This is a genomic window from Myxococcus sp. MxC21-1, from assembly GCF_032612255.1.
Taxonomy (GTDB): domain Bacteria; phylum Myxococcota; class Myxococcia; order Myxococcales; family Myxococcaceae; genus Myxococcus; species Myxococcus virescens.
The window spans coordinates 2,059,684-2,086,269 of sequence record NZ_CP123278.1; the positions used below are offsets into that span (position 1 = coordinate 2,059,684).

General features: G+C 68.1%; 21 protein-coding genes. 9 read left to right on the forward strand and 12 right to left on the reverse strand.

Annotated elements, in window-relative coordinates; all coding sequences use genetic code 11:
* Positions 1-573: 573 nt before the first annotated feature.
* The 4 genes from QEG98_RS09695 to QEG98_RS09710 all read right to left on the reverse strand — a co-directional run bounded on the left by QEG98_RS09695 (position 574) and on the right by QEG98_RS09710 (position 4,896).
* Entirely contained in the window at positions 574-1,419 is an 846-nt protein-coding gene (locus QEG98_RS09695; RefSeq protein ID WP_316566527.1) for a fatty acid desaturase, read from the reverse strand.
* Positions 1,416-2,723, reverse strand: coding sequence for a cytochrome P450 (locus tag QEG98_RS09700; RefSeq protein WP_316566528.1), 1,308 nt, complete (start codon positions 2,721-2,723; stop codon positions 1,416-1,418). The genes QEG98_RS09695 and QEG98_RS09700 overlap by 4 nt, the downstream gene beginning before the upstream one ends.
* Before the next feature lie 147 nt (positions 2,724-2,870).
* Positions 2,871-4,361 (reverse strand): lipoxygenase family protein, encoded by a 1,491-nt coding sequence (locus QEG98_RS09705; RefSeq protein ID WP_316566529.1) that lies wholly within the window; start codon positions 4,359-4,361, stop codon positions 2,871-2,873.
* Between the two features lie 91 nt (positions 4,362-4,452).
* The gene (locus tag QEG98_RS09710; protein WP_316566530.1) at positions 4,453-4,896 is read right to left on the reverse strand and encodes a PLAT/LH2 domain-containing protein; all 444 of its coding nucleotides are present in this window, start codon (positions 4,894-4,896) and stop codon (positions 4,453-4,455) included.
* A 191-nt stretch (positions 4,897-5,087) separates the two neighbouring features.
* Here QEG98_RS09710 and QEG98_RS09715 point away from each other — a divergent pair, with 191 nt between their 5' ends.
* On the forward strand, positions 5,088-7,169 hold the full coding sequence (locus QEG98_RS09715) for a lipoxygenase family protein (RefSeq protein ID WP_316566531.1): 2,082 nt from the start codon (positions 5,088-5,090) through the stop codon (positions 7,167-7,169).
* 157 nt (positions 7,170-7,326) lie between these two features.
* On the opposite strand, the gene QEG98_RS09720 is transcribed toward QEG98_RS09715, so the two are convergent.
* Both QEG98_RS09720 and QEG98_RS09725 read right to left on the reverse strand, forming a co-directional pair.
* Positions 7,327-8,103 carry an Ig-like domain-containing protein gene (locus QEG98_RS09720; RefSeq protein WP_316566532.1) on the reverse strand — a complete coding sequence of 259 codons (777 nt, stop codon included), beginning with the start codon at positions 8,101-8,103 and terminating at the stop codon, positions 7,327-7,329.
* Positions 8,100-12,203 carry a cadherin-like domain-containing protein gene (locus tag QEG98_RS09725; protein ID WP_316566533.1) on the reverse strand — a complete coding sequence of 1,368 codons (4,104 nt, stop codon included), beginning with the start codon at positions 12,201-12,203 and terminating at the stop codon, positions 8,100-8,102. The genes QEG98_RS09720 and QEG98_RS09725 overlap by 4 nt, the downstream gene beginning before the upstream one ends.
* A gap of 724 nt (positions 12,204-12,927) precedes the next feature.
* Here QEG98_RS09725 and QEG98_RS09730 point away from each other — a divergent pair.
* Entirely contained in the window at positions 12,928-13,815 is an 888-nt protein-coding gene (locus QEG98_RS09730) for a hypothetical protein (protein ID WP_316566534.1), read from the forward strand.
* Positions 13,816-14,228: 413 nt separating this feature from the next.
* Here the strand turns inward: QEG98_RS09730 and QEG98_RS09735 are convergent, their stop codons facing one another.
* Positions 14,229-15,671 (reverse strand): DUF2079 domain-containing protein, encoded by a 1,443-nt coding sequence (locus tag QEG98_RS09735; RefSeq protein ID WP_316566535.1) that lies wholly within the window; start codon positions 15,669-15,671, stop codon positions 14,229-14,231.
* A gap of 428 nt (positions 15,672-16,099) precedes the next feature.
* Between QEG98_RS09735 and QEG98_RS09740 the strand changes: the two genes are divergently transcribed.
* From QEG98_RS09740 to QEG98_RS09760, 5 genes are all read left to right on the forward strand, one after another.
* On the forward strand, positions 16,100-16,651 hold the full coding sequence (locus tag QEG98_RS09740) for an RNA polymerase sigma factor (protein ID WP_316566536.1): 552 nt from the start codon (positions 16,100-16,102) through the stop codon (positions 16,649-16,651).
* Positions 16,648-17,418 (forward strand): hypothetical protein, encoded by a 771-nt coding sequence (locus tag QEG98_RS09745; RefSeq protein WP_316566537.1) that lies wholly within the window; start codon positions 16,648-16,650, stop codon positions 17,416-17,418. The genes QEG98_RS09740 and QEG98_RS09745 overlap by 4 nt, the downstream gene beginning before the upstream one ends.
* Positions 17,415-18,890 carry a caspase domain-containing protein gene (locus QEG98_RS09750; protein WP_316566538.1) on the forward strand — a complete coding sequence of 492 codons (1,476 nt, stop codon included), beginning with the start codon at positions 17,415-17,417 and terminating at the stop codon, positions 18,888-18,890. The genes QEG98_RS09745 and QEG98_RS09750 overlap by 4 nt, the downstream gene beginning before the upstream one ends.
* Entirely contained in the window at positions 18,887-19,009 is a 123-nt protein-coding gene (locus tag QEG98_RS09755) for a hypothetical protein (protein WP_316566539.1), read from the forward strand. Before QEG98_RS09750 ends, QEG98_RS09755 begins: the two co-directional genes overlap by 4 nt.
* A 156-nt stretch (positions 19,010-19,165) precedes the next feature.
* Positions 19,166-20,155 carry a hypothetical protein gene (locus QEG98_RS09760; RefSeq protein WP_316566540.1) on the forward strand — a complete coding sequence of 330 codons (990 nt, stop codon included), beginning with the start codon at positions 19,166-19,168 and terminating at the stop codon, positions 20,153-20,155.
* A 377-nt stretch (positions 20,156-20,532) separates the two neighbouring features.
* Here the strand turns inward: QEG98_RS09760 and QEG98_RS09765 are convergent, their stop codons facing one another.
* The 3 genes from QEG98_RS09765 to QEG98_RS09775 all read right to left on the reverse strand — a co-directional run bounded on the left by QEG98_RS09765 (position 20,533) and on the right by QEG98_RS09775 (position 22,093).
* Positions 20,533-21,228 (reverse strand): hypothetical protein, encoded by a 696-nt coding sequence (locus QEG98_RS09765; RefSeq protein ID WP_316566541.1) that lies wholly within the window; start codon positions 21,226-21,228, stop codon positions 20,533-20,535.
* An 83-nt stretch (positions 21,229-21,311) separates the two neighbouring features.
* Entirely contained in the window at positions 21,312-21,437 is a 126-nt protein-coding gene (locus QEG98_RS09770) for a hypothetical protein (RefSeq protein WP_316566542.1), read from the reverse strand.
* Between the two features lie 452 nt (positions 21,438-21,889).
* On the reverse strand, positions 21,890-22,093 hold the full coding sequence (locus tag QEG98_RS09775; RefSeq protein ID WP_316566543.1) for a hypothetical protein: 204 nt from the start codon (positions 22,091-22,093) through the stop codon (positions 21,890-21,892).
* 89 nt (positions 22,094-22,182) lie between these two features.
* On the opposite strand from QEG98_RS09775, the gene QEG98_RS09780 reads away from it, so the two are divergent.
* Positions 22,183-23,661 carry a hypothetical protein gene (locus tag QEG98_RS09780; protein WP_316566544.1) on the forward strand — a complete coding sequence of 493 codons (1,479 nt, stop codon included), beginning with the start codon at positions 22,183-22,185 and terminating at the stop codon, positions 23,659-23,661.
* Positions 23,658-23,990: a cytochrome c gene (locus tag QEG98_RS09785; RefSeq protein ID WP_316566545.1), complete on the forward strand. Its 333-nt coding sequence runs from the start codon at positions 23,658-23,660 to the stop codon at positions 23,988-23,990. Before QEG98_RS09780 ends, QEG98_RS09785 begins: the two co-directional genes overlap by 4 nt.
* On the opposite strand, the gene QEG98_RS41785 is transcribed toward QEG98_RS09785, so the two are convergent.
* Positions 23,962-24,315, reverse strand: coding sequence for a transposase (locus QEG98_RS41785; protein ID WP_410478065.1), 354 nt, complete (start codon positions 24,313-24,315; stop codon positions 23,962-23,964). The genes QEG98_RS09785 and QEG98_RS41785 overlap by 29 nt on opposite strands.
* 255 nt (positions 24,316-24,570) lie before the next feature.
* On the reverse strand, positions 24,571-26,244 hold the full coding sequence (locus QEG98_RS09790; protein ID WP_316566546.1) for a hypothetical protein: 1,674 nt from the start codon (positions 26,242-26,244) through the stop codon (positions 24,571-24,573).
* Positions 26,245-26,586: the final 342 nt, after the last annotated feature.

Sequence of the window (26,586 nt, forward strand, 5' to 3'; positions counted from 1 at the left end):
GCCCGTGGCCACAAGGGGCACGGCAGGGAAGCGGTCCGTCAGCCTGGACCTCTTCGAGCAGAACGCGAAGGTGTCCGCTGCTGAGGCGCAGGCGGCCAGCCGCGAGTCTTCCGGGGCTGCAGCGACGAGAGGAGGCGCGAGTCGCGAGTTCGCCCAGCCGCGGCTGCAGGCCCTGACTTGGAGATGCTCCTCGTTGCGCGCCAGGTGGTATTGGCTGGCGCGCAGTTCGCGGCGTGGACTATGCGCGGTGGGGGCTTGTCCACGGAGTCAGCCAGTTCGCGTGCCGAACGCTCCTCGTAACGACTTGTGTTCTCGCAGCCGTCCACGCCGCGGTGACGGTCGTTCCGGCACGTTGCTCACTCGCTTTGTCCCACCCTCGACGTGGCGGCCGAGTTCTGGGGAGGGACAGGGGGCCTGCTGGCGCTGGAGGCTCGTCTCCTAGGTTTGCAGAACCCGACGCCCACGCGAGGTTGAGCTCCGCGGGACGCATGCCCCCTGAGTCAGGGGCGTTGTCGCCTCGGCCGGGGCGCTTCGCTCGCTCGCACCTCGTACACCACGTCCGGCGTTCGCCTATCACGGGGTGATGGCGCCGAACTCCGCCTCGGTCGGCTCGATTTTCGCCTCCGGGTTGGTCCACACGAAGGGGATGCCCGGCTGCCGGTAGTGCGTGGCCGGAATGTCCTGGGCGAGCTGCGCGTGAAGCTCGGGCAGTTGAGACCAGTGCAGCCCGTGCTTCGCATGGTGCGCGGTGTGGTAGCCCAGGTTGCCGGTCATCAGGTTGTAGCCCTTGTGCAGGATGTTGTACGAGGCGTGGGTGTGCTCCGTCGCTTCCAGCCCCACGTGGTGGAAGTAGGTGGCCCAGACGGTGACGTAGAGCGACGCCACCATGGGCAGCAGGAACACCCAGAGGGCGTTGTACCAGTCGTGCCAGAACAGCACGCCGAGCAGTGCGACCTGGAGCGCGCCCATGGCCAGGAAGACGCGCATCACCTTGGGATATGAGCGGCCCACGCGGAAGGCGCGGGGATAGGCGACGAGCGCGTTGAAGACGGAGTACTCCACCTCGCCCATGGTGGACCCATCGCGGCGCTTCCATGCCGATTCGTCCTGGGTCTGGTCCAGGTAGTTGCGGTGGTGGCCCAGCACGTGGTGCAGGAACCACGCATGGGACGTCACGCCCGTCTGGAAGCCGAAGATGACCTCCAGGAGTCGGTTGGGCAGCGCATGACGGAACATGGGCACATGCTGGTGGTGGTGGTTCCACGCGCTGATCCACCCCTTGGGAATCACTCCCAGGGCGAGCCAGAGGATGGGGAACCACCAGCTTCGCGCCGTGAAGAAGACCGTCAGGTCCAGGGCGAACACCAGGGTGAACAGCAGGACGGGGATGCGGTCTCGGGGATGTCGGAACAAGGTCATGCGGATTCCACTGCGGGGGGAGGAGGGGCTCCCGTGGGAGGGTGAAGGGTCTGCTGCTGGCGCGGGACGAGCTTGCCCGTGACACCCTGGGGCCGCACCACGCCGAAGAAGAAGCCCTCCTCGAAGGGCTCCGTCGAGTCGACGTGGATGCGCGCGCGGGCGGAGACGGTGGCCAGGGCCGTGCGCAGGTACACCATGGCGAAGTCCCCGGCCACGCAGGCGCGAGGACCCCGGCCGAAGGGGAAGAAGTGGCCGCTGCCGTGCGGATTCCGGGCCGCGCCCCCGTCGAGCCAGCGCTCCGGGGCGAACGTCTCCGGGTCCGTCCAGTGGCTGGGGTCCCGGTGCAGGTGCTGGTTCGAAATCATGAGCGTCGTGCCCGGCGGCAGCGTGACTTCCGCCAGCCGCGTCGGCGTGGGCGGCGTGCGGCGCAGGAAGATGCGCACCGCGGGCAGGATTCTCAGGGCCTCGTAGGCGACGGCCTCGCCCCAGGGCGCGTCCTTCAGGCGCTCCAGGGTGAGCGGCCCCTGCGCCAGCGCGGCGGACTCCAGCGCCAGCCGCTCCTCGGTGGCGGGGTACTTGTTCAGCTGATGGAAGGCGCCCACCAGGGTGGTGCTCGAGGAGAACACGCCGCCGAAGAAGAACCCGCCGAGCAGGTGCGCGTGCACCACGTCATCGAGCTGGGGCATCTCGCGCAGCGTCCACGACATCAGGTCCACGCGGTGCGGCGCCGGGTCCTTCCGCGCCGCGCGAACCTTGTCCAGGAACAGGCCGTAGAAGCGCTCCTTCGCATCCGCGAAACCCTTGGGCGGTGAGACGAACTTCAACGGCAGCTTGGCCTGGATGCGCGCGTCGGCCGCCGCCGCCAGGAGCATGAAGTCGTCGTACACGGACGTGGGCAGCTTCTCGCCCACCGTGGCCACGCAGAACGCATCGAACGTCAGCTTGCGCAGCGTGGGCGTCAGGTCGATGGAGGGCTGCTGGAGCAGCGCCTCCACCGATTCGAGGATGGCCGCGCGCAGGGGCTCCACCTGGGCCGCCTGCCAGGTGGGCGTCCACGGCTGGGCGAGCGGATCCATGGCGTGCTTGCGAGCCCAGTCCTCGCCCTGCTGGGCGATGAAGGGCGTGTCGTCCGTGACGGAGTGGCGAATCTGGTCGCCGATGTTGCCCTTCTCGAACTCCAGCCGGCGCGTCTCCAGCACCTCGTGGATGAGGGTGGGGTCATTGAGCACCAGCGCCGGGCTGGGCCCCAGCCGGTGACGGCGACGGGGCCGTAGGTGCGCGCGTAGCGGGCGCACACGTCCCACGGCTGGGCGCCGAGGAAGTCGCCGATGTTGCCCAGAATCCCCGGCGGGGGCCCGGCAGGCTGGCCAGGGGCTTGCGCCGGCCACCGAAGAACAGGCTGAAGAGACCTCGAGAGAGCAGGTTGGGCATGAGCGTGTGTCTCCAGTGGCTCAGACGGTGATGCCGCAGGGAATCCGGTCGGGACGCAGGACGGTGTAGGGCACCTCGGCGCCCGCGTTGCGCGCCTCCACCGCCTCGCGCTGGGCGCGCAGGCGCTCCTGGAACCGCTGGCGGATGGCCACCAGCTCCGGCTCGTGGAAGTACTCCTCGCGCCAGCCGCCCTCGTGCAGCAGGTACTCCTCGTCGTCTCCGAAGCTGGAGAGCGCCCGGCCGATGGCGACCTGCCAGAGCATCTGGGACTTGGTGGGAATCATCTCGGGGATGTCCTCGGCACGCAGCGTCCCCTTCTGCCGGGGGGGCTCCCGGCGCATGCTCAGGGGCGCATTCGGTACGAAGGCGTAGTGCTCGTATTGCAGGTAGTTCACCGCCGCGTGCTGCACGCTGACCGTGAAGAGGACGGTGGTGAGGATGTCGATCAGGTCGTCGACGCGGCGCAGCTCCCGGCAGGGCAGCTTGTCCACGGGCAGCCCGTGCTCGGTGAGGTCCTTCCACCATTGCTGCATCTCGGTGTCGGCCTCGAGGTCGGCATCGGTCCGGTAGAAGTGCCTGAGGACGCCGCCGACGTACTCCTCGAACGCGTCCCACAAGGGCAGGGCGTCGTCCCGGTACGGGTAGTTGGGGAGCACGGCCGGGTCCAGCACGCCCCGCCGCTCGAGGTCCTGACGGGGCTTGTTGTCCGCCAGCGTCCAGCGCTGGAAGCCCTTCTTGCCCAACTGGAGGTGGCCCTTGTCGGGGCCGCCCGTCGCGATGAAGTCGTCGAACACCCCGCCCGTGTCGAGCAGGCCCTTGCGTGCGCCCTCGTTGATGGCGAGCGTGTAGCGGAAGTGCCGCCGCAGCAGCTTGTAGACGGGGTGCGGGTCCGGCAGGTTGCGCATCGTCGCCATGACGAACGGCTCCGCCACGAAGTGTGTGCGCAGCGCGTGCGTCACCATCTGGTGCGCGTTGCCCTCGCTGCACCGGAGGTAGATTTTCGCGGCGAGCCAGTCGTACGCGTCGTCGTTCGGCGTGAAGACGGGGTCCTTCTGGGCGTCGCGCCCGAGCTGGATGGCCAGCGGCCGCAGCTGACGCTGGTCATCCAGGTACAGCAGGCAGCGCGCCGCGGGAGCCCAGCGTCGCTCCTCGACGCCGTCCTCGCCGACCTTCCGGTACATCCTGATGTCGTCGAGGATTTCGAAGTCGAGCAGGAAGATGCGCTTGGCGTCGAGCGCCCTGGCCAGCGTGGTGCCGGGCGACAAGAGGCCTCGGACGTCGTCGTCGGTGAGCGGCATGCCCTCCGGCAGACTGGGGATGAGCGTGATGTGGAGGGGGGCGATGCCCTGGATGGCCTGTCGCGCGAACTCGAGGTCGTCCTTCCAGCGCTGGGCGAGCTGGGGCACCTCCAGGTGTTTGAAGAAGTCGAAGATGTCCACCAGCCCGTTCCAGGCGCGGGTCAGCATGGGCAGGTTCAGCTTGATGGCCGCCAGCGTCTTGGCGATGACCACTTCGTAGCTGCCCTCCGTCAGGCCCCGGTAGAGCTCGTCCTTCGGCAGGGACCTCCCCTCGCTGAGGTCGAGCGCGCCGGGAAGCCCTCGGTCATCTCAGGCGCGCGCCACGGGTACATCCGCTGGCGGGCCTCGAGCAGCTCGCGCCGCGCCGTGGACTCGCGCTCGCTGCCTGCACGGCGAGCGAGCTTCGCGGTCCCCTCGAGCACGTCGACCGTGGCGCCACCCAGCACCCACCGGTAGAAAGGAAGCGCCACTGCTTCTCTCCGGCCGTGACGGTTGCCCAGTCGAGCAGCCAATCGGCCGCCACGCCGCCCGCGTTGCTGAAGCGCAACAGGACCAGGTCACCGAGGTCCTCGGAGGCGAGGGCGTATTCATCCTCCGCGCCCGCCTCGAAGTCGTTGTGGAAGTGCTTGTCCAGCACGCAGGGGGCGCTCTGTCCTCGCGTGCCCACGAGGACGATGGAGATGTTCGCATCCGTCCCCGCGCCGAGCTTCGTGCCCGTCCGAATCGTGAGTTTGTACTCGACAGTCATGGAACCCTCTGTGTAGCGGGCGCAGACCGTAGAACGAGAAAAGTAGGACCTCAAGCCATGGTATCCTCCCCAGGGAATGAAGCCGGCGTCGCTGAGCGCAGGAACGCATTGAACACGCGTCTGACGTGAGCGCGAGTGTGACCCGGAGAGGTGGGGCTGATGACAGACGTTGGGACGGGCGCGCCCGCGACATGGGGACGGGCATGATGTTCGCGGCGCTGCGCCGATGGATGGGCGCTCTCGGGGGCAAAGGACGCGAGAGCGGAAGCAACGAGGTGCTCGACGCGGAGGAGCTGTCCCGGTGGTACTCGGGGCTCGCGCTCGAGGAGCGTCTGGCCATCAGCCGCGAGCTCGCACCGCGCGTCCGGGCTGTCCGTCCCGCGAGGGAGCCCAGCACGCTGCCAGCCGTCGCGGTCGGGCGGCTGGTCTTCGAGCAGGACGGGCCCCAGGGCCCCATTCCCCTGCATCACATCAAGGTGGAGCTGTGGGACCGGGACTTCGGCACGCCGGATGACTTCCTGGGGGAGGGCTTCACGGACTCGGATGGATGTTTTTCCATTCGCTATGACCCGGCCGACGCGGGCGTGAATGACCTGCCCGACCTGGAGGTGCGCTTCTTCGAGCCCCAGCACAGCTTCCGCCCGGATGGGCGGGTGGTGGAGGCATGGCGCCGCATCGGCTCCGAGAAGGGGCCGGATGACCATGGTGGGCTCCACTACGACTTCGGCACGCTGCGGCTGCCTTACTGGGAGTACGACCCCACGACGCCGCTGGCCCGGTTGCTCGTCACGGAGGAGGGGACTCCGCCCACGGCCTACGCGCCGGGGCGCGCGCTGGCGATGCTGAAGTCGGTGGCGCCCATCGAGCTCGTCAAGCGCCGCCACCTGCTCCAGGGACGGCTGGGGCAGGCGCCGAGCCTGGACAGGATTCAGGCGGACTATCCGGAGGCGATGACGGTGCGGATGGAGCGCGAGTCGCCGGGCTCCACGCGCACCGACGCCTTCTTCGGAGAGCGGCTGCTCAACGGCATGTTCTCCACCCTCATGGATGGAGACCCGGAGGCCCCCGGCGACCCGGAGGCGTTCCGGCTCTACTTCCCGTGGAACGCTTACGAGCAGGACGGCGTCCACTGCCTGCCGGACGTGGACGTGCGGCTGCGGCTGGTGGAGGGGCGGCTGTTGCCGGTGCGCATCATCCTGGGCATGCGCGAGCCGGGCGCGACGGCGCCGGGCTCTCCCGTGACGCGGCGGAGCTATACGCCCGCGGATGGCGAAGCCTGGGAGGCCGCCAAGCGGATGGCGCGGGTGAGCGCGACGCTGGAGACGGAGCTGGGCAACCACCTGGGGCAGTGCCACTTCAACGTGGAGCAGTACGCCATCGCCGCGCACCGCAATCTGCGCCGCAGTCCGCTGCGCTGGCTGCTCATGCCGCACCTGCGGGAGGTGGTCCTCATCAACCACTCCGCCAACGGCTTCCTCGTGGGCCCCACCGGCTACATCACCCGCGCCAGCGCGCTCACCGAGCGCAGCGTGGAGACGCGGCTGTTGCACCTGATGGGCAGCTACGACTGGAAGGGCTTCGCGCCCGCGCCGCCCATCTGCGAGTCGCACCGCTACGCACGCGCGGCGGGCCTGTTCTGGCGGCTGGTCGGGGAGCACGTGGATGCCTTCTTCGCGGAGCACGGCGCGGCGTTGGAGGCGCAGTGGTGCGAGGTGCGGCGCTTCTCGGACGACCTGGTGGCGCACTCGGCGCCCGCCTTCGTGTGCCGCTACCTGCGCGCGACGGTGCCGGGAAAGGCCGCGCCGTGGTTCGTGCGCTCCGAGCGCATGGACCTGGACGCGAAGGTCGCCGCGACCCACGCCAAGGCCGTCAGCGCGGTGACCCAGACGGACGCGCCCCAGCCCGGAGAGCTGGAGGCGCTCAAGCAGTTGTGCCGGTACGTCATCTACTTCGCGACCTTCCGCCATGCCTGGGCCAACAACCTCCAATGGGACGACGCGGGCGAGGTGCTCTATGCGTGCCTGGGCCTGCGCTGGGGCAAGGCGGGCGCGCTGTCGACGGAGGCGGACCATGACGTCGCGCCGCCTCCGGAGGAGGCCACGGAGATGCTGTGGATTTCGTGGATGCTCTCGAAGACGAGCTACGGCTTCCTGCTGGCGAACGAGGAGGCGGACGTGCACCCCCGCTTCGTGGAGTGCCTGCGCGCCCACGCCGCCGAGTTCTCCGCGTTGGGGATGGACATCCGCACCGTCAGCTCCCGCATCAACATCTAACCTCGCAGCCAGGAGGGAGGTCGGTCGTGAGGCGCCATCTCGGCTCGCTGCTTCGTGTGGGCGAAGGGACCCACGTGGTCGAGAGAGTCAAGTGTCGGCTGCGCTGAGACGCATGAAAGGCGCCTCACGCGCCTCCGCCTTCAACCCGCCACGTCGCTCAGCTCCGGCTCGGGAGAAGAGAGGACGGGACTCGCGCAGCGCGGGCGCCGCGACGCGTGAGCCATCGCAGGAGCGCGAGGGCGAACGGAGCCGAGGCGCTCCCCGAGGTGGCCCCACAGCCACACCCCGAAGCTGGCGGCGCCTCGGGGTCGCCTCCAGGCGAATCATCGGGAGGCGGGACACGGGCCACCACGGTGAAGGCGCGCTCGGGCGCCATGTCGCTGGAGCCTCCCTGGCCATCCACTGCCCGGACCCGCCAGGAGTAGCGGCCCACCGCGAGCCGCTCATCCTCCCCCACGAGCTCCCGTGACGTGGCCCCGGGAAGTGCGAAGGTCCAGACGACGCGCCCCTCCTGGAGGAACTCCAGCACGTAGTCCAGCGGGTCTCCGTCGACGTCCACGGACGCCTCCCACTGGAACGTGGCGAGGCCCCCTTCCACCACCGCTCCGTCGGCGGGAGCGAGGAGCCGAGGAACGGAAGGCACATCGTTGATGGACGCCACCTGGAGGGTCACCGTGGCGGGCTCGGACCACGTCTCGCCGTTGTAGACGCGGAAGGTGAAGTGGTCCTCGCCATGGAAGTTCGCCGCGGGAGTGTAGTTGCGATACTCGCTCGCGCCCCCCAGGGTGCCGTGCTCCGGCAGAGACTCGATGCTGAACATGAGCATGCGGCCCATGGGGTCATGGCCCTCGAGCACGAAGTCGACGCGTGTCTCCTCCCGCGTGACCACCGTTCGCGGCGTGGCCGAGGGCGGCAAGGCGGACTTCGGAGTCACGGTGAGGGACCGTTCCACGGAGGGGGCGCTGGCGGCCCCCACGCGTCGCGCGCGCTCACTCGCCAGCGCCAGTCACCTGGGGCCAGCCCTCCCTCGACGACGAGCTCACGCGCCGCTGGCTCCATGACATGGCGATGGATGACGGCACCCGCCTGGAGCAACTCCACGACGTAGTCCACGGCGTCCGACTCGACATCCGTGGAAGGCGCCCACTGGAGCGCAACCCGCGCTCCCTCCACGAGGACCACCCCGTTCTCGGGAGCCAACAGCCCTGGGACGGTCGGCGCGTCGTTGATGGACATGACCTGGATGGACACCGTCGCCGGAGCGGATGACTGCGCGCCGTCGGAGACCGTGAAGACGAGACTGTCGGTGCCGTGGAAGTTCTCGCGAGGCACGTATGTCAACGCGGCCCCCTGTCCTGTCAGGACGCCATTCGTTGGAGGCGTCGTCACCGTGAAGGTGAGGGGCTGTCCTTCTGGGTCCTGCCCCTGGAGGAGGAGGGGCAGCGCGGTGTCCTCGTTCGTGGAGGCGGTCTGGCCGCTCGCGGTCGGCGGCAGGTTCTTCCGTGGCAGGGAGACGAGGACACGCTCCGAGGAGGGCGCGCTCGAGGCATTCCCTTCATCCACGGCCCGCACTCGCCAGGAGTACCGCCCCTCGGGAAGGGCCTCCGCCAGGGGCAGCGTGTACGTGGTCGACGAAGCGACGTGCGTCCGCGACACCACGCCATCCCGGAGGAACTCCAGGTGATAGCTCACGGCGTCCCCTTCGATGTCCGTGGAGGCACTCCAGCGGAAGGTGGAGAGCCCGCCCTCGGACTCGGAGCCATCCGTCGGCGCCAGCGGCTCCGGCACCGACGGCGCATCATTGACGGGCGTCACCTGGAACGAGACGGTCGCGGGCGCGGAGAGCAGCTCTCCATCCGAGACCTGGAAGGTGAAGCTGTCGGAGCCATGGAAGTGGGACGTAGGCGTGTAGCGGTAGTCCGCGCCCGTACCAGTGAGCGTGCCACGCGATGGCGCAGGCCCCAGGACATAGGAGAGCCCCAGCCCTTCGGGGTCCGTGCCTTGGAGGGTGAAGGGGAGTGAGGAGTCCTCGGGGAGCAGGAGGCCCTGGTCCATGGCGGCGGGCGGCTCGTTGTCGTTGAAGGAGACGAATCGCCCCCGGACTCGCCGGCTCATGAAGGACGGCGAGTCGTCATAGCGCTCGTAGACGACGAACGCGGACCGGCGCAGCGGGGATGAGACGATGGCGGGCATCGACTCAACCGACGCGGATGCGGAGATGGCGAGCCCTGCTGGCTCGCGCACAAGCCCCGCCCCCGTCACCCGGGCCCCATAGATGTCACCCTTGAAACGGTAGGTGGACGTGTCCGGGGACTCGTTCCGGAAGTCCCGCCAGACGACGAGGTACTCCGTCCCCAGGGAGGCCACGCGCGCGGAAGTGAGCCCCCTGGGTGACTGGGCAACGAGGATACCGAAGGGGTCCAGGCTCGTTCCCTCGTGCGTCACGCGCGCCGCACGGACGGCGTTACCGGCGCGCCAGACCACCAGGGCGTCCTTCCCATTCGAGGCCAGTCGCAGGTCGCTCGGCTCAGCGGGGATGGCGGCGAGTCGCCGGCCTGGAGGGTCCACCACCACGCCCGCGCTCGTCACGCGTACTCCATGGACTTCCCATTCGCCGGGAGTGAGGGTCCGCTTGTTCAGCCAGACGACGAAGTAGTGCTCCCCGTTGAAGGTGACCGCCGGCCACGCGTGCTCCCGGGCTCTGGCCAGCACCAGGAATGGACTGTCGAGCACGTCGCCCTCGCGCGTCACCCGAACCCCGAGAACGGCGCTGCTGCCGAGGTCGTAGCTCTCCCAGACGACGAGGTAGTCCGTCCCGTTCGAGGCCACGGCCGCGCTCCCTGCCACGTACCACGCCCCGGAGGGGAAGCTCAGCGGGGTGGGGCTCAACACCTGTCCGGCCCCGGCCACCAGCGCGCCCTTGATAACGGAACGGGTCGAAACGTTTGGGTCACGGGTGTCCCACAAGACGAGATAGTCCGAGCCATTGGAGGCAATGGAGGGCGTTCGCTGATCGAATTCGGCGGCGGCAATGGCGATGCCCTGTGGATCCAGGAGCTCGCCAGAGAGGGACACTCGCGCGCCGATGATGTCCGACGCTCCACCGCGAAAGTCATTCCACACGGCGAGAAAGGTCGTGCCATTGGTCGCCACCGCTGGCGCGCTTTGAGTGTTGCTCGCGGCGGTGACGAGCAGCGGCGAGGGCGCATCCACCACCGTCCCCGCTCCTGTCACCCGGGTCCCCTGAATCGTGGAGGAGAAGAAGTCCGTGGTCACATTCCACGTCTCCCAGACGGCGAAGAAGTCCGTACCATTCGACGCTACGTCGGGAGTGTCGTGCCTCAAGAGAGAGGTATTCGCGCTCAGCACCCGCTGGGGCCCGAGCATCCCTTCGGGGGGGACGACGACGCCGTGGATGCCATCACCTTGTTCCCAGACGACGAGGTAGTCCACGTCATTGCCCGCCACGCGCAGCCTGGCGTCGAAGCTGGTGGGGGGCTGTGAGGAGATGCGCAGGCCCGTCGTGTCCAGCACGTCGCCCGCGGAGGAGAGGCGCGCGCAGTAGCTGCCTCTCGCGTCGCCTTCCTGACGGTCCACCCATGCGACGAGGAACCCTGCGCCATTGGATGCCACCGCCGGGCTTGTCGGCAGTCCCTGGGGATTGCCGGCGATGACGCGGCGGGACTCCGGCACCACCTCTCCCTGCGGTGAGACACGCGCTCCGAGAAGCGCTTGCTCTCCCGTGGTGCGTAGCTCGAGCCAGGCGACGAGGTACTCTGTGCCATTGGATGCCACCGAGGGCGTGAGGTGGTCACGCTCCGGGTCCGACAGATTCAAAGTCACGGGTTCGAGCCGCTGGCCCGCGCTCGTCACGCGCGTCGCCACGATGCTCCGCTCCGCGCCGCCGTAACGCCACCGCTCCCAGACGACGAGGTAGTCCGGGCCCACCGAGGCAACGCTCGGCATGCGTTCGGCATGGTTGTCGGGCGATAGGAGGATGCTCGGTGTGTCCTCCACGTGTCCGCCGCTCGTCACTCGGGCGGCCCGGATGTCTTCCCTCCGCTCATTTTCTACGGAGTCGGTGGACGTCCAGACGACCAGGTAGTCGGCGCCGTTCGACGCCACCGTCGCCGATAGCCGGTCGCCACGTTCCGAGGAGATGCTGATGCCAGCGGGGTCCAGCACCACGCCTGTGCTCGAGACCCGCGCGCCGAAGAGATTGGGTGCAGTGCCGTCGCGCAAGTCGAACCAGACGACGAGGTAGTCGGTGCCATTGGAGCCCACCGCGACGCCGTGCATCCAGTTCCCCCAGGCGGGCCCCTGGATGGGCAGGTCCACTCCCTGCTCGGGAGTGATGACCACCGAGAGGGTGATTGGGAAGGCGGAGGACTTCAGGAGCACCTCCGGCACGGTGACTCCGATGGTGTCATTCGCATACCCGGAAGGAAGCTCCGTGCGCCGGCCCTCGCCATCCACCCAGGCGGCATGGCCATAGCGGAACCCGAGCGCCGACCGAGGCGTCGCGAAGTGGAGCCCATCGGCCGTGCTCCCCGCGAAGGAGAGCCCGCTGACCGGTATGTCCAACCGGAGGTCTCCGTCTCCCGGCGGCGCGCGGTCGAGCCGCCATGACTGGGTGACGCCATCCTCGGCGTTGCTCAGATGCTCCGTGAGCTCCTCGCGCTCCAGCAGGAGGCGCCCCTCCGCGTCCACGCTTCCTTTCGTCTTCCCCGTCGTCAGTCGAACGCCTCCCCGCTGAATCCGCGCCTGCCCCAGCCGCAGTGGCTCGCTCTTCGGCGCGCCCTCCCGGGGCAGGACAGGCGTCAGGGCCAGCCCCTCTACCGAGGCCCGGACGTCATATGTCGAGTGGCCACCGCTCCACTCCTCCCCCGAGGGGCGATAGGCGAAGTGGACCTGCCTCATGACGGCGGCGACGTCGAAGGGCGCGGTGACGGTCGTGCTCGTGGACGTGGCGACGGGCTCGGAAGGAGGAGGCTGCGAGCGGCAGCCCAGCCAGGCCAGGAGGACCAACGACACGCAGAGGCACGGATATCCTGAAGGGGCGGGACGCGGGGGAGAGGTGAGCATGGGAGTGTGGGCGGCAGCGATGTCGTTCAACCCGTCTCCCATTTGCACGACATGGGCCATGGCGGGGCAGAGCGAGGATATCGTTCCCTCACCACCGGATTGTGCAAGGGCGTGCACAGCACCACGACAGGTCCTGCACGATGGCGAGAGCGTATCCCCTTCGGCCAGGCCGACGTCCGAGCCGCGCGGGAGCGCACACCTGCGTCCGTGCCGAGGCGCACGCTATGGGTGCCGGTGCGGAAGTGGATGAGGCCGCAGAAAGGATTCAACCGAAGCGCTTCAACTCCTGCACTGCCGGGGTGAGATTCGGTGAGGGGCCGAGGCGGACGGGGCCGGCGGGTGTCCAGTCGCGCGTGTCGAGGCTCCATCGCTCGGGGTGACGGGCTTTATCGCGTTGGTGCACTTGGGCAATCGCTGGCAATGGACATCAAGGCGTCGGCGGTGACGCCCACTGGCTCCGGCGACGAAGGGCAGGCGGCTGTCTTTGTCTGGCCGCGTCAGGACGCATCCGCGTCAAGACAGCGAGGCCGGTGTTGAAGCCGCGTCATCCCCCGTGCTTGATTCTCCCGAGTGGGCTTTGCGGTGTCAGGGCGTACCTGGGGGAAAAGGGGAGGTCGTGATGATGCGGGGTCGTGGGTCGAGGGCGTTCCGTCGGGTCGGTCTCCTTGGCTTCTTGATGCTCGTGACTCAGACCGTGACGGGGGGCGCGCACGCCGAGACTCCGGACGAAGTCGCGACCACCCTTGCCGCAATCGACGCGGTTCTTGCCCCAACCGGGGCCAGGCGTGTGGACGCGAGCCGGTCGTCGACCGAGAGGATGGGAGGTACCCTCTGCAGTGCGACCACGCGAGAGCCGGGAGCTTGGAACCGGGACTTCCTCTGCGACGCGACCACACCGGTCGGGCGGTGGACGTTGCAGAACCTCCGTGCGGATGGGGGGCAGCGCGTCAGCGCGAACCTCGAGGTGCGGAGGTTCACTTCGACGGAACGAGGCCAGTCCGCCAAGGACACGGCCCTCGAGCGGTACGGCGGCGAATATGCCTCGCTAGACGAGGGGGCGATCAGCTGGTGTTTCCTGGATGTGTCCTGGACGGAGGAGGTGGTGTTCTCACTCTGGTACGGATGTGGCATCAGCCTTCCGCACGTGAAGGCGCTTCAGTCCGTGAGGGCGGAGCTCCTGAAGGTGGGCAAGCCATTCCGGGAGACGGGGGTCGTGGGCGTGGCAGGCACTCACAGTGGCTGGAGCTACCTGCTCGACGCGGAAGGTCGGAAGAGCGCACCGTTGGTCGATGAGGCTCGATTCAGGCACTTCCTCAAGGTCGTCGATGTGGCGGCAGACGATGTGCTCTGGCTGCGCGAGAGGCCTCAGTCACGTGCTTTGGGAGCGAAGCTCGACAAGCTGCCAGCGACGGCGACCTGTGTTCCATTGGTGTTCACTCCTCCCTCCAGGGCTCAGGAGATGAAGGGGTGGGTCCGGGTGAAATTCAATGGACGAGAGGGGTGGGTCAAGCAGCGATACGTCGCCGAGCAGCCCGCGAGCGAGTGCTCCCCCCGGCAGTGAACGGGAGGAAGGCGCCGCTCACCACGCCGAGGCCCCTTGGGGACGGGCCGCCTTCGAGACGACCGCCTTGGGTGGAGCCCTCCGGCGATCCATGACTGGCTCGTCCACGCCGGTCGCGAGGCCGTCTTCGGGAAGCTCCCGATGGACGTTCTGCACGGGGGGAGGGTCGCGTCGCGGCTGTGAATGAAGCGCTGCTCGCGGACGAGCACGCGGTAGGCCTTGTCGAGCCGGAGCACCCAGTCAAATCCCGAATCTTGAGTCGTTCTCTGTATCTTCCACGACGGGGGAACTCCTCGGCCTCCTCGCAAAAGGAGGACCGTCTCGGTTGGCTTCGCCGAGGACCTTCCCTCTCTCCCGCTCGTCCCTCCTCGCCGTCTACACACTGATAGAGACACGACCCAATAAGTGTGGGGTCAGCGGTGCGCAGTAAAGCGCCCTCGCGCCATGAAAACGTTCTCGTCATCGATAATGACTTGCGTGCTTGCATCTGTGCGCCAGACGTCGATGAGTTCCAGCACTCGCGTGGAGGTGAGGGGCCAGACGTCACCGTGCGGAGGCTTCTCGACGAGCACCCACTCATGGACGCGCCCCTCGTCCGGCTGTGGGCCACCCACGGCGTATATCTTGCTGCGGTCCGCCAGCAAGGCGACCAGGTTGCTGCTCAGCAGCGCCGAGCCCTCGCTGTGCTGGGTGAGCATGTCCACGCCCCGAGAGAGGCTCGCCAGTCGCTCCGGTGTCCTGGGACAATGACGCGGGGAGGTCTGGGGAGAGACAAGCGTGCTCGTGAGCTTCCGCAGGTTCGGCTCGTTGCTGGCGAGGAGCACCACGCTGGTGGAGGCGATGACCCACCAGGGAGGGCTTCGGGTGCGGAGGACAGGCAGGAAGCCCATGAGCGCCGCGGCGACGACCGGTACGCCATAGTGAAACCGCCAGGCCATGCCGAGGAAGCGGATGCCCAGCATCGGGAGCAGGACCAGCAGCCAGGTCCAGTCGGGCCGCAGCCGTTCGCGCCATGCCCAGACCCCCAGTGGGACGAACAGCAGCGTCAGGGTGCCGACGCGCGACACATGAGGCGGAGCCAGACGGAGCGAGAGATAGTGGAACCAGCCTCCCTCCATCCCCTGTCTGAGGCGGAAGGTGTAGTCCACGGTGGGGCCCAGGAGCCAAGGGCGCAGCCCATAGACCCATGCGAGCCAGGCGAGCGACAGCGCCCCCACGAATGTCGCGAGGCGTCGCTCCCCTCGCAGGACCAGCGCGAGGGTCAGCATGACGCCTCCGAAAGCGAACTCCTCCTTGCAGGCAAACAGGAGGACCAGCGACGCCAGGAGCAATCCTTGGCGGCGCAGATGGAAGGCCAATCCCGTCAGCACCCAGGGCAGCACGGACCACGTCGTTGGGTGGACGGGGAACTTCATGGCCTCCACCATGCTGGGACTCAGCAGCAGGAGTGCCGCGAGCAGAACCAAGGCATTGCGGCTCAGCAACCCCTTCAAGTGGAGCCAGAGCAGGGGGGCCACGGTGAGCAGCACGAAGAGTGCCTCGACGACCAACGCGGCCCACATGGGTGGGATTATCCGCGCCAGAGGATGTGCCACCCAGAGGATGGGGTCGAAGTGGTCGTTGAAGATGAAGACCTGCCGCGCGCTGATCCACGGGTTGGGCTCCGCCAACGACAAGCGCGCCACTGCCTGGGAATAGATACCCAGGTCGAAGTTCGGGAAGCATCCCTGCGCGGCCTGAAGCCAGACAGGGACTACGACGAACACCCCCCAGATGAGGACTACGAGAAGCAGGGCCATGGCCCCCAACCCGTGCCGCACGCGTCCGGGGCTCAAATCACTGGTGGAAGGAACCATGGCGCCAAGTCGAGGCGATGTTGGCAACGGTCGTGGGCTCGTGCCGACTATCGCTCTCCTACGGTGTCAGGTCCCACAGGCAGTGTCACGGCTTTGGACGAAGGGGACCGCCGGAACAGAGCCATGCGTCCTTGTCAAACTGCGTCGGGACGTGGTTGAGCAACAGCAGAACCCGGACTGGGCCTTTGGCGACTCCGCGGTGCGTGCAGTGACAGTCGATTATCACCCTGGCTGTAATAGCGCGTCCATGCCGCCCGGACGCCGGGAACGAGTCGTCGGCTTCCCGTCAATCCGAGAGCAGAGCGCCCGGGAAATGTCCCACGGAATCAGGGCCATGCGTCTCGCTTTGGGGGACGAGCCTCCCCCAACGCCCATATCGGGCGAGACTGACGATGGGGCGGGTATCGGCCCAGGGGTGAGGTCCGTCCGTGCGCAAGCCGGTGAACGAGGTCGAGCAGACCGAGGGCTACTACCGTCGCTACGGTGAGGCCGTGCATCGGCGTTGCCTGCGCCTGCTCGGCGACGAGGCGCTGGCCTGGGATTCGACGCAGGAGGTGTTCCTGCGCGTCCACGCGAATTTGAAGCCGCTTCGCGCCGCAGGCTCTCCGTTGTCGTGGCTGCTCACCGTGACGGATCGACAGTGCTTCTCGGTGCTGCGCCGCCGGCGCACCGAGGCCTCCCTCGCGCTGACGCGACTGGCGCCGCTTCCGGAGGTCATCGCTTCCCCAGAGGCCGTGCTGGAGCGGCTTCTGGTGGATGCGGACCTGGTGAGGCGCGTCCTCGCCCACTGCCCGGAGGACGTCCAGCGCGTCGTGGCCCACCGCTTCATCGATGAGCTGGAGCAGGAGCAGATCGCCGCGCTGCTCGACGTCTCGCGCAAGACGGTGCAGCGCAAGTTGCAGGCCTTCTTCGACACCGCGCGGCGGCTCCTGGACGTCGCCCCCCGTCTTGAGCCGAGAAAGGGAACGGCCCCCGCATGAGCCTCTCCTCCATTCCTCGCTTCCCAGGCGTACCGGACCTCATGTTGGAGCGCTACCTGTGTGACGAGCTCTCCGCGGAAGAGGCCCGGCGCGTGGAGGAGGCGGCGCGCGTTTCGCCCGCGCTGTCGGCGTACCTGCGCGAGCGACGGGCCGAGAAGGCCGCGTTCGCCCTCGTGCGTCCCTTCGGTCCGATGCGGGCGCGGCTGGAGGCGCCGCGTCGGCGCCGCTGGCGCGAGCTCTGGCGCTGGAGCCAGCCCGTGCTGGTGCTTGGCGTGGTGCTCGCGGCGGTGCTGCCACGGCTCGTCACGTTCGAGGAGGTGGAGCGGGTGCGCGTGCGCGGCGGCCTCACCGCGCGGGTGCTCGTCAAGCGAGGCGAGGCCGTCTTCGAGCAGGGGCCCGGCGTGGTGCTGCGCTCCGGAGACCGCGTCCGTGTGGAGGTGGAGGACGCGGAGGGCGGCGCGCTCTATGTGCTGGCGCTGAGTGAGCGCGGCCGCGTCACGCCACTCCAGGGTTTTCCGACCACGGGCGGGGCGCTGACCCTGGGGCCGGGGCGGTGGGTGTTGCCCGGGAGCCTGGAACTGGACGATGCCCCCGAGCAGGAGGCGCTGGTGATGGTGCTCGCGGCCGACGCCGGGGATGCACCTTCGCCCGAGGCCGTCCAACGCTGGCTGGAGCAGGCGGTGCGGGAAGTCGATTTCCCGCCGACACTCACGCCGCTCCCCGGCACCCGCCATGCCTTGCGTCCGCTTCCCAAGGAGCTGCCGTGAGCGCCCGAGGCTCGCGCGTGCTCGGCGCGCTGCTCGTCCTGCTCTCCGTTTCGGCCGCGAGCGCGGAGAGCCGGTTCTCCATCAGCGTGGGACACAACCTGGGCCTGGACTCGGATGAGCCCCTGCGCTGGGCTCAGCAGGATGCCGAGCGCATGGACGCGGTCTTCGGCCAGCTTGGCGGCGTGCCCGAGGACCGCCGCCTGCTCCTGCGCGGTGAGTCGGTCTCGAATCTCCAACTGGGACTGGCGCGGATGCGAGGCCGCATCGAGGAGGCGCGGCGCGCCGGAGAGCGCACGCTGCTGTTCTTCTTCTTCTCGGGGCACGGCGACGAGGCCTCGCTGCGCCTGGGAGGCGAGGCCCTCCCGCTCGCGGAGCTGCAGCGGCTGCTGGCCGAGGTCCCGGCCACCGTCACCGTCGCCATTCTAGACGCCTGTCACAGTGGCGCGCTCGTGCGCGGCCGGTCCAAGGGGCTCAAGTCCGCGCCCGCCTTCGATGTCTCCTTCCTCCGGCAGGTGGGGCCGGAGGGCCGCGTGTTCATCGCCTCCGCCGGGGCATACGAGGTGGCGCAGGAGTCGGACAGCCTCCGGGGCTCGTTCTTCACGCACCACCTGATTTCGGGCCTGCGGGGCGCGGCGGATGTGGACGGCGATGGCCGCGTCTCGCTCACGGAAGCGTATGCCCACGTCTATCATCGCACGCTCGCGGGCTCGCATGCCTCCACGGCGGCGGTGCAGCACCCGGAGCTGTCCAGTCAGCTCGCGGGAGAAGGGGACCTGTTCCTCACCACGCTCTCGCGGGCCCATGCGCGGCTCGAGCTCCCCGCCGCGGTGGGGGACAGCGTCGTGCTCGTGGACGAGCGCACGCTGCACGTGATGGCGGAGGTGGCGCCCCGGGCCGAGGACCCGGTGAGCGTCGCACTGCCCTCGAGCCGCTACCGCGTGCAGGTGCGGCGCGGCCCCCAGGTTCTCTATGGCAAGGTGTACCTGCCCTGGGGCGAGAAGCAGCGCTTGAATCCCGAGTCGCTGGAGGTTCGCACGTTAGCCCTGCACCAGCGGAAGGGCGCGCTCCTGGACGCCAGCACCGGCGACTTCAAGCGGCGCTGGGCGCTGGGCGCTCCTCGACGCAACTGGGAGGCTGGGGACCGCAGGTGGGCGTGCTGCTCGCGCGCGAGGGACCTGGAGGACGGGGGTTGTCCTTCCTCGGGGGCCTCACGCTGGGCGCCACCCGGGGCTCCACGGCCGCGCAGAAGCTCGAGCAAGTCGAGATGGGGCTGTGGAGTGGCCTGGGCCTGGCCGGCTCGGTGGGGCGCGTCTGGGCGGGCGCCCACGCGGGCGTTGGCGTGCTGGGGCTGGTCCAGCGCGCGACGAGCCCGGATGCGGAGCGGCGCCGGGAGGTGGGGTTGCCCGCGTCGCGGACGCGCGCGGGCGCGGGAGCAGCCATCCTCGCCACGCTCTCCGCCGAGGTGCCGGTGAGCGCGAGCACGGGCCTCTTCGCCCGGCTGGGCGGCCATGTCGCGTTGATGCGCGAGGACGACGAGCTCAGGACGCAACTCGCACCACAACTGATGCTCGGTTGCACCTGGGGACTGTGACGTCTGGAGCCATGTCCCACGGCGCGCTGTTCGCGCGTCTCCTTGCTCGCATCGACCCGGTGGCCCGAGCGCTTCCGAAGCCAGGCGTGCGTGTCTCCCGGCTGATGCCTGTCACGTGACATGGGATTGCTCCCGTGGACCGAGAGGAGAGCCAATATGACGACGATGGGACGTGGTTTCTGGAAGTGGGGACTGCTCACGCTGGCGCTGGTGGGATGTGGAGGTGTCCTGGGGGACGAAGCCGAAGACGAGCCGATGCTCACGCTCGAGGGCACGCTCCAAAACACCGCTTCATCCGAGCTGGGCAGTGCCGACCGGCTGCGAGCCGCGCTCCTCTGGGACACCTGGCCCAAGGCCGTCGTGGACTGCATCGTCCAGGGAACGACCCCGGGGGGCTTCGCCAATTGCCAGCGGCTGAGCCCCAAGTCGTCGTTCCACCACCCTGGGGTGGAAGTCCAGGTGGACGGCCGCTTCCCCAACACCTTCAGCATGCCCCTCCGTCGCCTGCCGGAGCCTGGAGCACTGATGGGGGAGGAGGGCTCCTGGCTGGGCGTCGCACATGTGCTGGCGTACGTGGACGGCAACGGCAACAGGAAGTTGGACCGGGTTTCGAACGAGGCCACTTCGAGCACGGACATCGTCGTCGGGTTTCAAGAGGGCTTCAGCGAAGACTCGACGGAGACCTCCAGCATCGTGTATCGCGAGGGCGCGCTTCACCCGATCTTCAACAAGATGTTCCCGAACTGCCCGGAGGTTCCTCAGGGGTACTCGGTGCTGACGGTGCGTTACACGTCAACCTCCGAGGAGTGCTTCCTGAAGACGCGCAAGGTGGACCTGAACATCATCCTGGAGGCGCAAGAGGCCTTCCTGGAGCTCGCTTGTGTTCAGCCCAACGCCTTGGTCCTCATTGACACGGTGCGCGCCTCGACCCAAGGGCCGCCCCCTCCGGGGAGCACCCAGCGCTGCGGCACGTATGTGTATGCCGCGTCGCGCCTCGAGCAGGTGCTGTATGTGAACCCCCATCCGGAGCGCTTCTGCTCCACCGCGAACACGGTGGCGTATACGTTGCGTGATTACTGGGACGGCACCTGGGATGACCGGGACTCGCCGCCCTCCTGGTGGCCCTGCCCGGTGACCGCGCCCTGAGGTCACGGCCGCAAGGGGGCAGGCAGGCGCGCTGCCCCCTTCGCGGCCTGGTTCTCCTGTCGCTGGCGGTCCGCTAGGGAGCTACTGGACCATGTCGTCGTCCTGAATGAAGCCCACGCTCGGCGCCTGCTGCGCGAGTACCAGCGCTACTTCAATGCGAGCCGGACACGCCTGTCGCTCGGGAAAGATGCGCCCGAGATGTGTGAGGTGCAGGCCCGGAGCACGGAGCCAAGGCAATAGCGCTACGGGAAGTCTTCGGGCTCCACCACTGGTACGAGCGCCGCGCTGCGTAGGGTCTCGGTCTTTCCAACTGAATTTTGGGTAGGCACAACTGGTGCCCTTCATGCGCAAGGTCATGGCCACTCTCGCGGCCGGGCTCAGCCCAGCCCCGCCGTCACGCGCGCCACCAGCCAGAAGGTCCCCCTCACGATGTTGCCGGGCTGCAGCCGGGGCGTCGCCTCGTCGGCCGCCGCGAGGACGTCATAAGTGCCTCCGTAGGTCCGCACGAGGGCGTGCTGGAACGGGTGGCCGGTGACGCCGTTGGTGCGCACGTCCGCGGCCTCGACGTGCCCGGTGAAGTGGGCTCGGGGCTTGACGGGCGGAGGAGGGTTGCCCTTCGACATGAGCGAGGCAGGGTTGGGGATGAAGAACTGCGAGCCAAGCAGCGCCTTCCCCGGCTTGCGCGAGGCCTCGTAGGCCGCCTTGTCCGGCCATGCCTGCAGCGACTCGGCGAACGCGCACTGCGCCAGCTCCAGCACGATGCCGGTCTGGATGCACTCGCGCACCAGCACGAGGTCATCGAGCTGTGTGGCGGATGGGTAGAGGACGTGGCCTTCGGAGTCCTCCAACTCGACCTCCAGCGGGTCGCAGAAGCGGCAGCTCTTGTGGGCGGCAAAGCCGGTGGCGCGGACCCGCAGGCGCGACTCCGCCCGGAAGCCCGGGGTGGCGCACTGCACCTTGCCCGCGTGGTTGAAGACGAAGCTGTAGCTCGCACCCGAAGCGTCGGACCACACCTTCAACTCGTGGTCGCGCGTCGTGCCCGCGGTCGTGGTGTGCTCCAGCAGGGAATCCATGACGTGCCCGAATGCCGCCTTGTCGTTGGCGTGGATTCCGATGCAGGCGAGGTGGTTTGTCATCCACCGATGGTAGCAGGTGCCTATTGCTTCGCCGCGCCGCGCACCTCGTCCAGGACGCTCAGGGCGACCAGGCCCTGGACGCCGGCGTCGGGGATGAAGCCCGGCTCCTTCGCGTGGGCCGCAGCGGTGGCGAGCGCGGAGGGCACCGGGGCCGGCTGGGCTCCATGCGGGAGAAGGCATCCTGGAGGACATTGGCGGGCAGGGGCTTGCGGGTGAGCCTGGCGAAGGCGGCGTTTACGGTGTTCCTCGCCCCAAGGTTGAAACCGATGGGCTTGGCCCCCCGGTGGAGAGGGCAGAAGATTGGATGTGAAGCGCCTGAATCAGGACGAGCATCAGCCCCCAGCAGCATTTTCGAGGCCCACCGACACCGCGCCGGCGGCGAGCGTCCCCAGGCCGTGCAAGGGGCCGACAGGCCCGGAGCATCCAGCTTGCCCTTGCAGGGCGAGGACGCGAGCCGCACTCCGCACGCGAGGAGGGGCCTGCTGCCAAGGTACCTGCGGTGCGAGGGCGGCCGGGGCACCTCGCTCACTCGCCTTGACGCACGCCATGACGCAGCGACCGAATTTGAGGTAGGCACAGGGCGTAATTCCGACCTCTATCAAACGGACATCTTCAGGGCGTCGTCCTTGGAGACGGCGATGGTGGTGGCGCGCAGTTCCATCAGCTTCTGGTCCGCCTTGGTGGCGATGCGCGTCTTCGCGAAGACGTCGCTCCAGGCCCCGCGCTGGCCCGCAGTGGCTCGTCGCGCTGGGAGAATGGCGGACCGCGGACACTCCGCTCCGCGAGGCCGTCGCGAAAGCAACCGTTGCCACGCCCCCGCGTTGTCGCCGGGGCAGGCGGCTCGTAGCGTCGAGCGCCTCGCCCTTCTCCACCCGAGGCCCCTCGCCGCGTATGCGAATTCCGCTCCTAGCGCGTCCCCTGCTGGTGGCGTGCGCGCCGCTGCTGCTCTCCGGCTGCTTCCACCTCTTTGGAGGCGGGGGCGGCGGCAAGACGGACTTCAAGCCGCCCCGCCGCGTGGATCCGCTCGACGTGGCCGTGCCGGAGGGCTACCGCATCGAGGTCGTGGCCACCGGTCTGACGTACCCCACCGGCGTCGCCTTCGACGGAGAGGGCACGCCCTACGTCACCGAGTCCGGCTACAGCTACGGCGAGGACTTCGCTCCGGGCAGGCTGCTTCGGGTGGAGAAGGACGGCCGCCTCACCGAGGTGGCGAAGGGCGAGCATCAGCCGTGGACGGGCGTCACCTGGCACCAGGGCGCGTTCTATGTCGCCCAGGGCGGTGAACAGGGCGGTGGCCGCATCGTCCGCGTCACCCCGGGTGGCCTGATGACGCCGCTCGTCTCCAGCCTGCCCAGTCTGGGGGACCACCACACCAACGGCCCCGTCGTGGGACCTGACGGCGCGCTCTACTTCGGGGTGGGCACGGCGACGAACTCCGGCGTCGTGGGCCCGGACAACGCGAGCATGGGGTGGCTGAAACGCAACCCGGCCTTCCACGACGTGCCCTGCCGCGACGTCACGCTGGCCGGCGTCAACTACCCCAGCGCCAACCCACTCGCCTTGCAGTCGGGCCAGGTGCTCACGGGTGCCTTCGTCCCGTTCGGCACGGAGACGAAGCCGGGGCAGGTCATCAAGGGCGGTATGCCGTGCAGCGGTGCGGTGTTCCGGCTCGTTCCCGAGGCCACCACACCGGAGCTGGTGGCCTGGGGGTTCCGCAACCCGTTCGGCCTGGCGTTCGCGCCCAACGGCCGGCTGTACGTCACCGAGAACGGCTACGACGTGCGCGGCAGCCGGCCGCTCTTCGGAGCTGCGGACTGGATGTGGGAGGTGGAGCCGGGCGGCTGGTATGGCTTTCCGGACTTCGCCGGTGGCAAGCCCGTGGATCAGGAGTGGTTCAAGGTGCCGGGTGGCGAGGTGCCCAAGCGCGTGCTGCAAGCGCCCCCAGGGACGCCGCCCCAGCCGGTGGCCGCCTTCGGCGTGCACTCGTCGTCCAACCGCTTCGACTTCTCCCGCAACCCGGACTTCGGCCACGTGGGCGAGGCCTTTGTCGCGCAGTTCGGAGACCAGGCCCCGGACACGGGCGAAACGATGGCGCCCGTGGGCTTCAAGGTCGTTCGGGTGGACGTGTCCAATGGCGTCATCGAGGACTTCGTCGCCAACAAGGACAAGGGCAGCGGAGGGCCGGCCTCGCGGCTGCGGAAGGCGGGCCTGGAGCGCCCCATCGACGCGCGCTTCGAGCCCAGCGGCAGGGCGCTCTACATCGTCGACTTCGGCGTCATGCTGGTGAAGGGCAAGGGAGACTTCCGTCCCTTCCAGCAGACGGGCGTGCTGTGGCGCGTGACTCGCGCGACCCCGGAGGCGAAGCCATGAGGACAACCCTGCTCGCCGTGCTCGCCTTCACCACCCTGGCCTGTGGCCCCGCGCGCCGGGGCCCGCCCTTCGGCGCGCCCCGGCAGTTCACCGAGCAGGAGCAGGAGGGCCGAGTCCTCTTCATGCGCCACTGCAACCAGTGTCACCCCGGCGGCGCGGCCGGGTTGGGGCCGGCCATCAACAACAAGCCCCTGCCGTCGGTGGCCATGCGTACGCAGATACGTCATGGGGTGGGCGCCATGCCTGCCTTCACCGATGAGATGCTCGGCGATGCGCAGGTGGACGCCATCGTCGCGTTCCTCAACGAGCTGCAGGAGGAGAAAGACTAGGGGCTGTCCCTGATGAGCGCAGCCAAAGAAGCATGGATGCGACATGCAGGACGGCGAGGTAGCTCGTCGCCGTCTTGTCATGGAGGGTGGCGACGGCCCGAAAATGCTTGAGGTCGTGGAAGAAGCACTCCACCCGGTAGCGCAGCCGGTACAGGGGGCGGTCTAACGGCAACGCTCGCTTACGGCTCGGGTTCGAGTGGATGACAGGCTTCATCCTGAGGTTCCGAACGTTGGCGCGGATGCGGTCGGCGTCATGGCCGGTATCCGCGATGAAAGCGGCGTCCTCGGCAGGGGCTCGATGCGGCCCCTCTCGGCATCGCTCAATTCATGTCGGCGCACAGCCCGCGTTGATCAGACTTGGCGCCAGCCAGCAGCTCCGATGGGGACCCAGCTCGATGGGCCGGATAACCGGCCCGCGAGGTCGATTGGCGAACACGAAATCAGGGACAGCCCCTAGATGAAGGGTGCCCTCAGCCTCAACAGGGCACCCATCCCTCTTATGCGTCTCACACGACCATCAACAAAGGTACACGGCAATACCTGCCGTCACGCGCGCAGGCACGCCCATCCAACAGGGAAACTACGGATTCGCCAGGACGGGCAAATCCGAGCCGTAGATGGGGCCGTACGTTGTGACACCGCACCGGGAAGCGTTATCCGCGATCGAGGTGCTGAAGTCGTTCAGGAAGACGACCCGCAGCGAGTAGCCTGGGGCGGCGCCGAAGATGCCGCGAAGGCGCTGCGCATCCGTGACCGTGTCATTCACACCGAAGCGCACGGACGCTCGGCCGAGCATGTTGTTCGCCTTGAACGTACAGCCCGGCGTGTACTGGTACGTCGACGTGGAGAGGATCGTCGGCGACATGCGCGCCAGCAAGCGGGCGATGGGCAGGCCATTCCAAACGGGGTTGGTCGCACGGCTCAACGTCTGTGCATTCGGCCACGTGGTGGAGCCGTAGCGCGGAACGCCATTGGGGCCCGAGTAGAGCGTCGTCTGGGGCGACACACCGGCGACGTAGTCATTCACGCCCAAGCCGCTCGCGAGCAGCGTCAGGTTTTCGCCCGAGGGGAAGAGCGTCGCGCTTCGGTTCATGTCGAACGCGTCGTACGGGACGTTGAGCTTGATGGAGGGCGCCGGCAGCTTGAGATTGACGAGCAGTTCGTTGCTGCGCGTCGTCGAGCCATCGAGGAACAGCTGCACGTTTGTCGTCTCCGGCAGCGAATCGATGATGGAACTTTCGATGGTGGAAGTCATGCTGTTCGCCGCCTCGCTCTCGATGATGTCGTAGATGAGGGTAGGAACGAGGCCGAGAATGGGAACGACCTGAACCGCCACACACCGGAGCGGCCATTCGAGGCTTGCCTGGGGCGCATTCACCCATTGCACCGAAATGCCGGAGGAGTTCGCATTCAGCTTGAAGGTGCCATAGGCGCGAATCGTCGGGTCGCACCAATTGTCGAGGTCCGTCTTGAATTTGAACGAGAAGCCCACGCCATTCGAGGTGACGGAGAGCTGGAGGCTATTCGGGTCGTAGCCGTAAATGCGGCGCGTGGAGCCGTCCGACGACCTGATGACGGTCGAATTCGTAGCGCCATTGAACTTCGTGTAGAGCGCCTTGCCGAACATGTTCCATAGCTCGGCACGAGAGAAACCGATGGGGGCGGGGACGGAGCTCGCCTCGACGCTATCGACTTGCACCATCGGGAAGCTGTACGTCGCGGTGCCGCTGCCGAAGGTGCGCCCAACGGTGATGGTGACCTGGTTCGTGGAGCCATCTCCCAGATAGGGGAAGAATATCCACAAGTTGTAGCCGTAACGGCTGGGGTCCGCGGGTTGGTACGAGGAGTCCTGGGCGGAATACCAATAGCCATTGGTATACGTCGGTGTCACGACGCGCGAGCCGACTTTGACCTCTCTGATGTACGTGCACTTGTCGGTAACGAGCTCGAAGCGGAGGCCATTGGCGGAGACGTATTCGATGCCACCGCGGCTCAGGCGGCCACTCTCGGGATTCCAATTCGCGGGTGCGCCGCCGCCGATATTGAGGGCCGCAGGGCTCATCAGCGTATTGCTGAAGATCTGCGGAGTGGTGTCCGCGTTGCCGCACGCATTCTGGACCGTCCCCCGGCTGGTGGTGAACGGGTCAGCTCGCGCGGAGAGCGAATCGGCTTCGTTTTCGGGGAGACCTTCCTGACCACAGCCAAAGGCGAGCGGCAGGAGCAGCAGGGCCGTGAGACGGCGCAATGAACGCATGGAGAACCTCAAGTGGAACGGAGTATCCCTGGCGCCGTGAGCAGACACGGGCCAGCGGTCCAGGACAGTCGCAGCGTGTCTACACTTCCACCCGGCGTGGGGCTTCCTCGCAGGCGCCAGATGCTTCCGCGTCCACGCCAATCCAGACGTGTGCGTGTTCTGGGTAAGCCTTAGCCGTGCCCCGTCGCGATAGGAACCAGCTTCTCGTGGCTACCGGAAATTGGGGGCCGTGCCACGCGCGCATCAGCGAACGCGTCATTTCATGCACGGTACTTCGAATGGGCCCCCAGAGTGCTGAGACCCCAATGCAGGCGGGGGTAGGTGCTGCGGGTGAGGATGGAA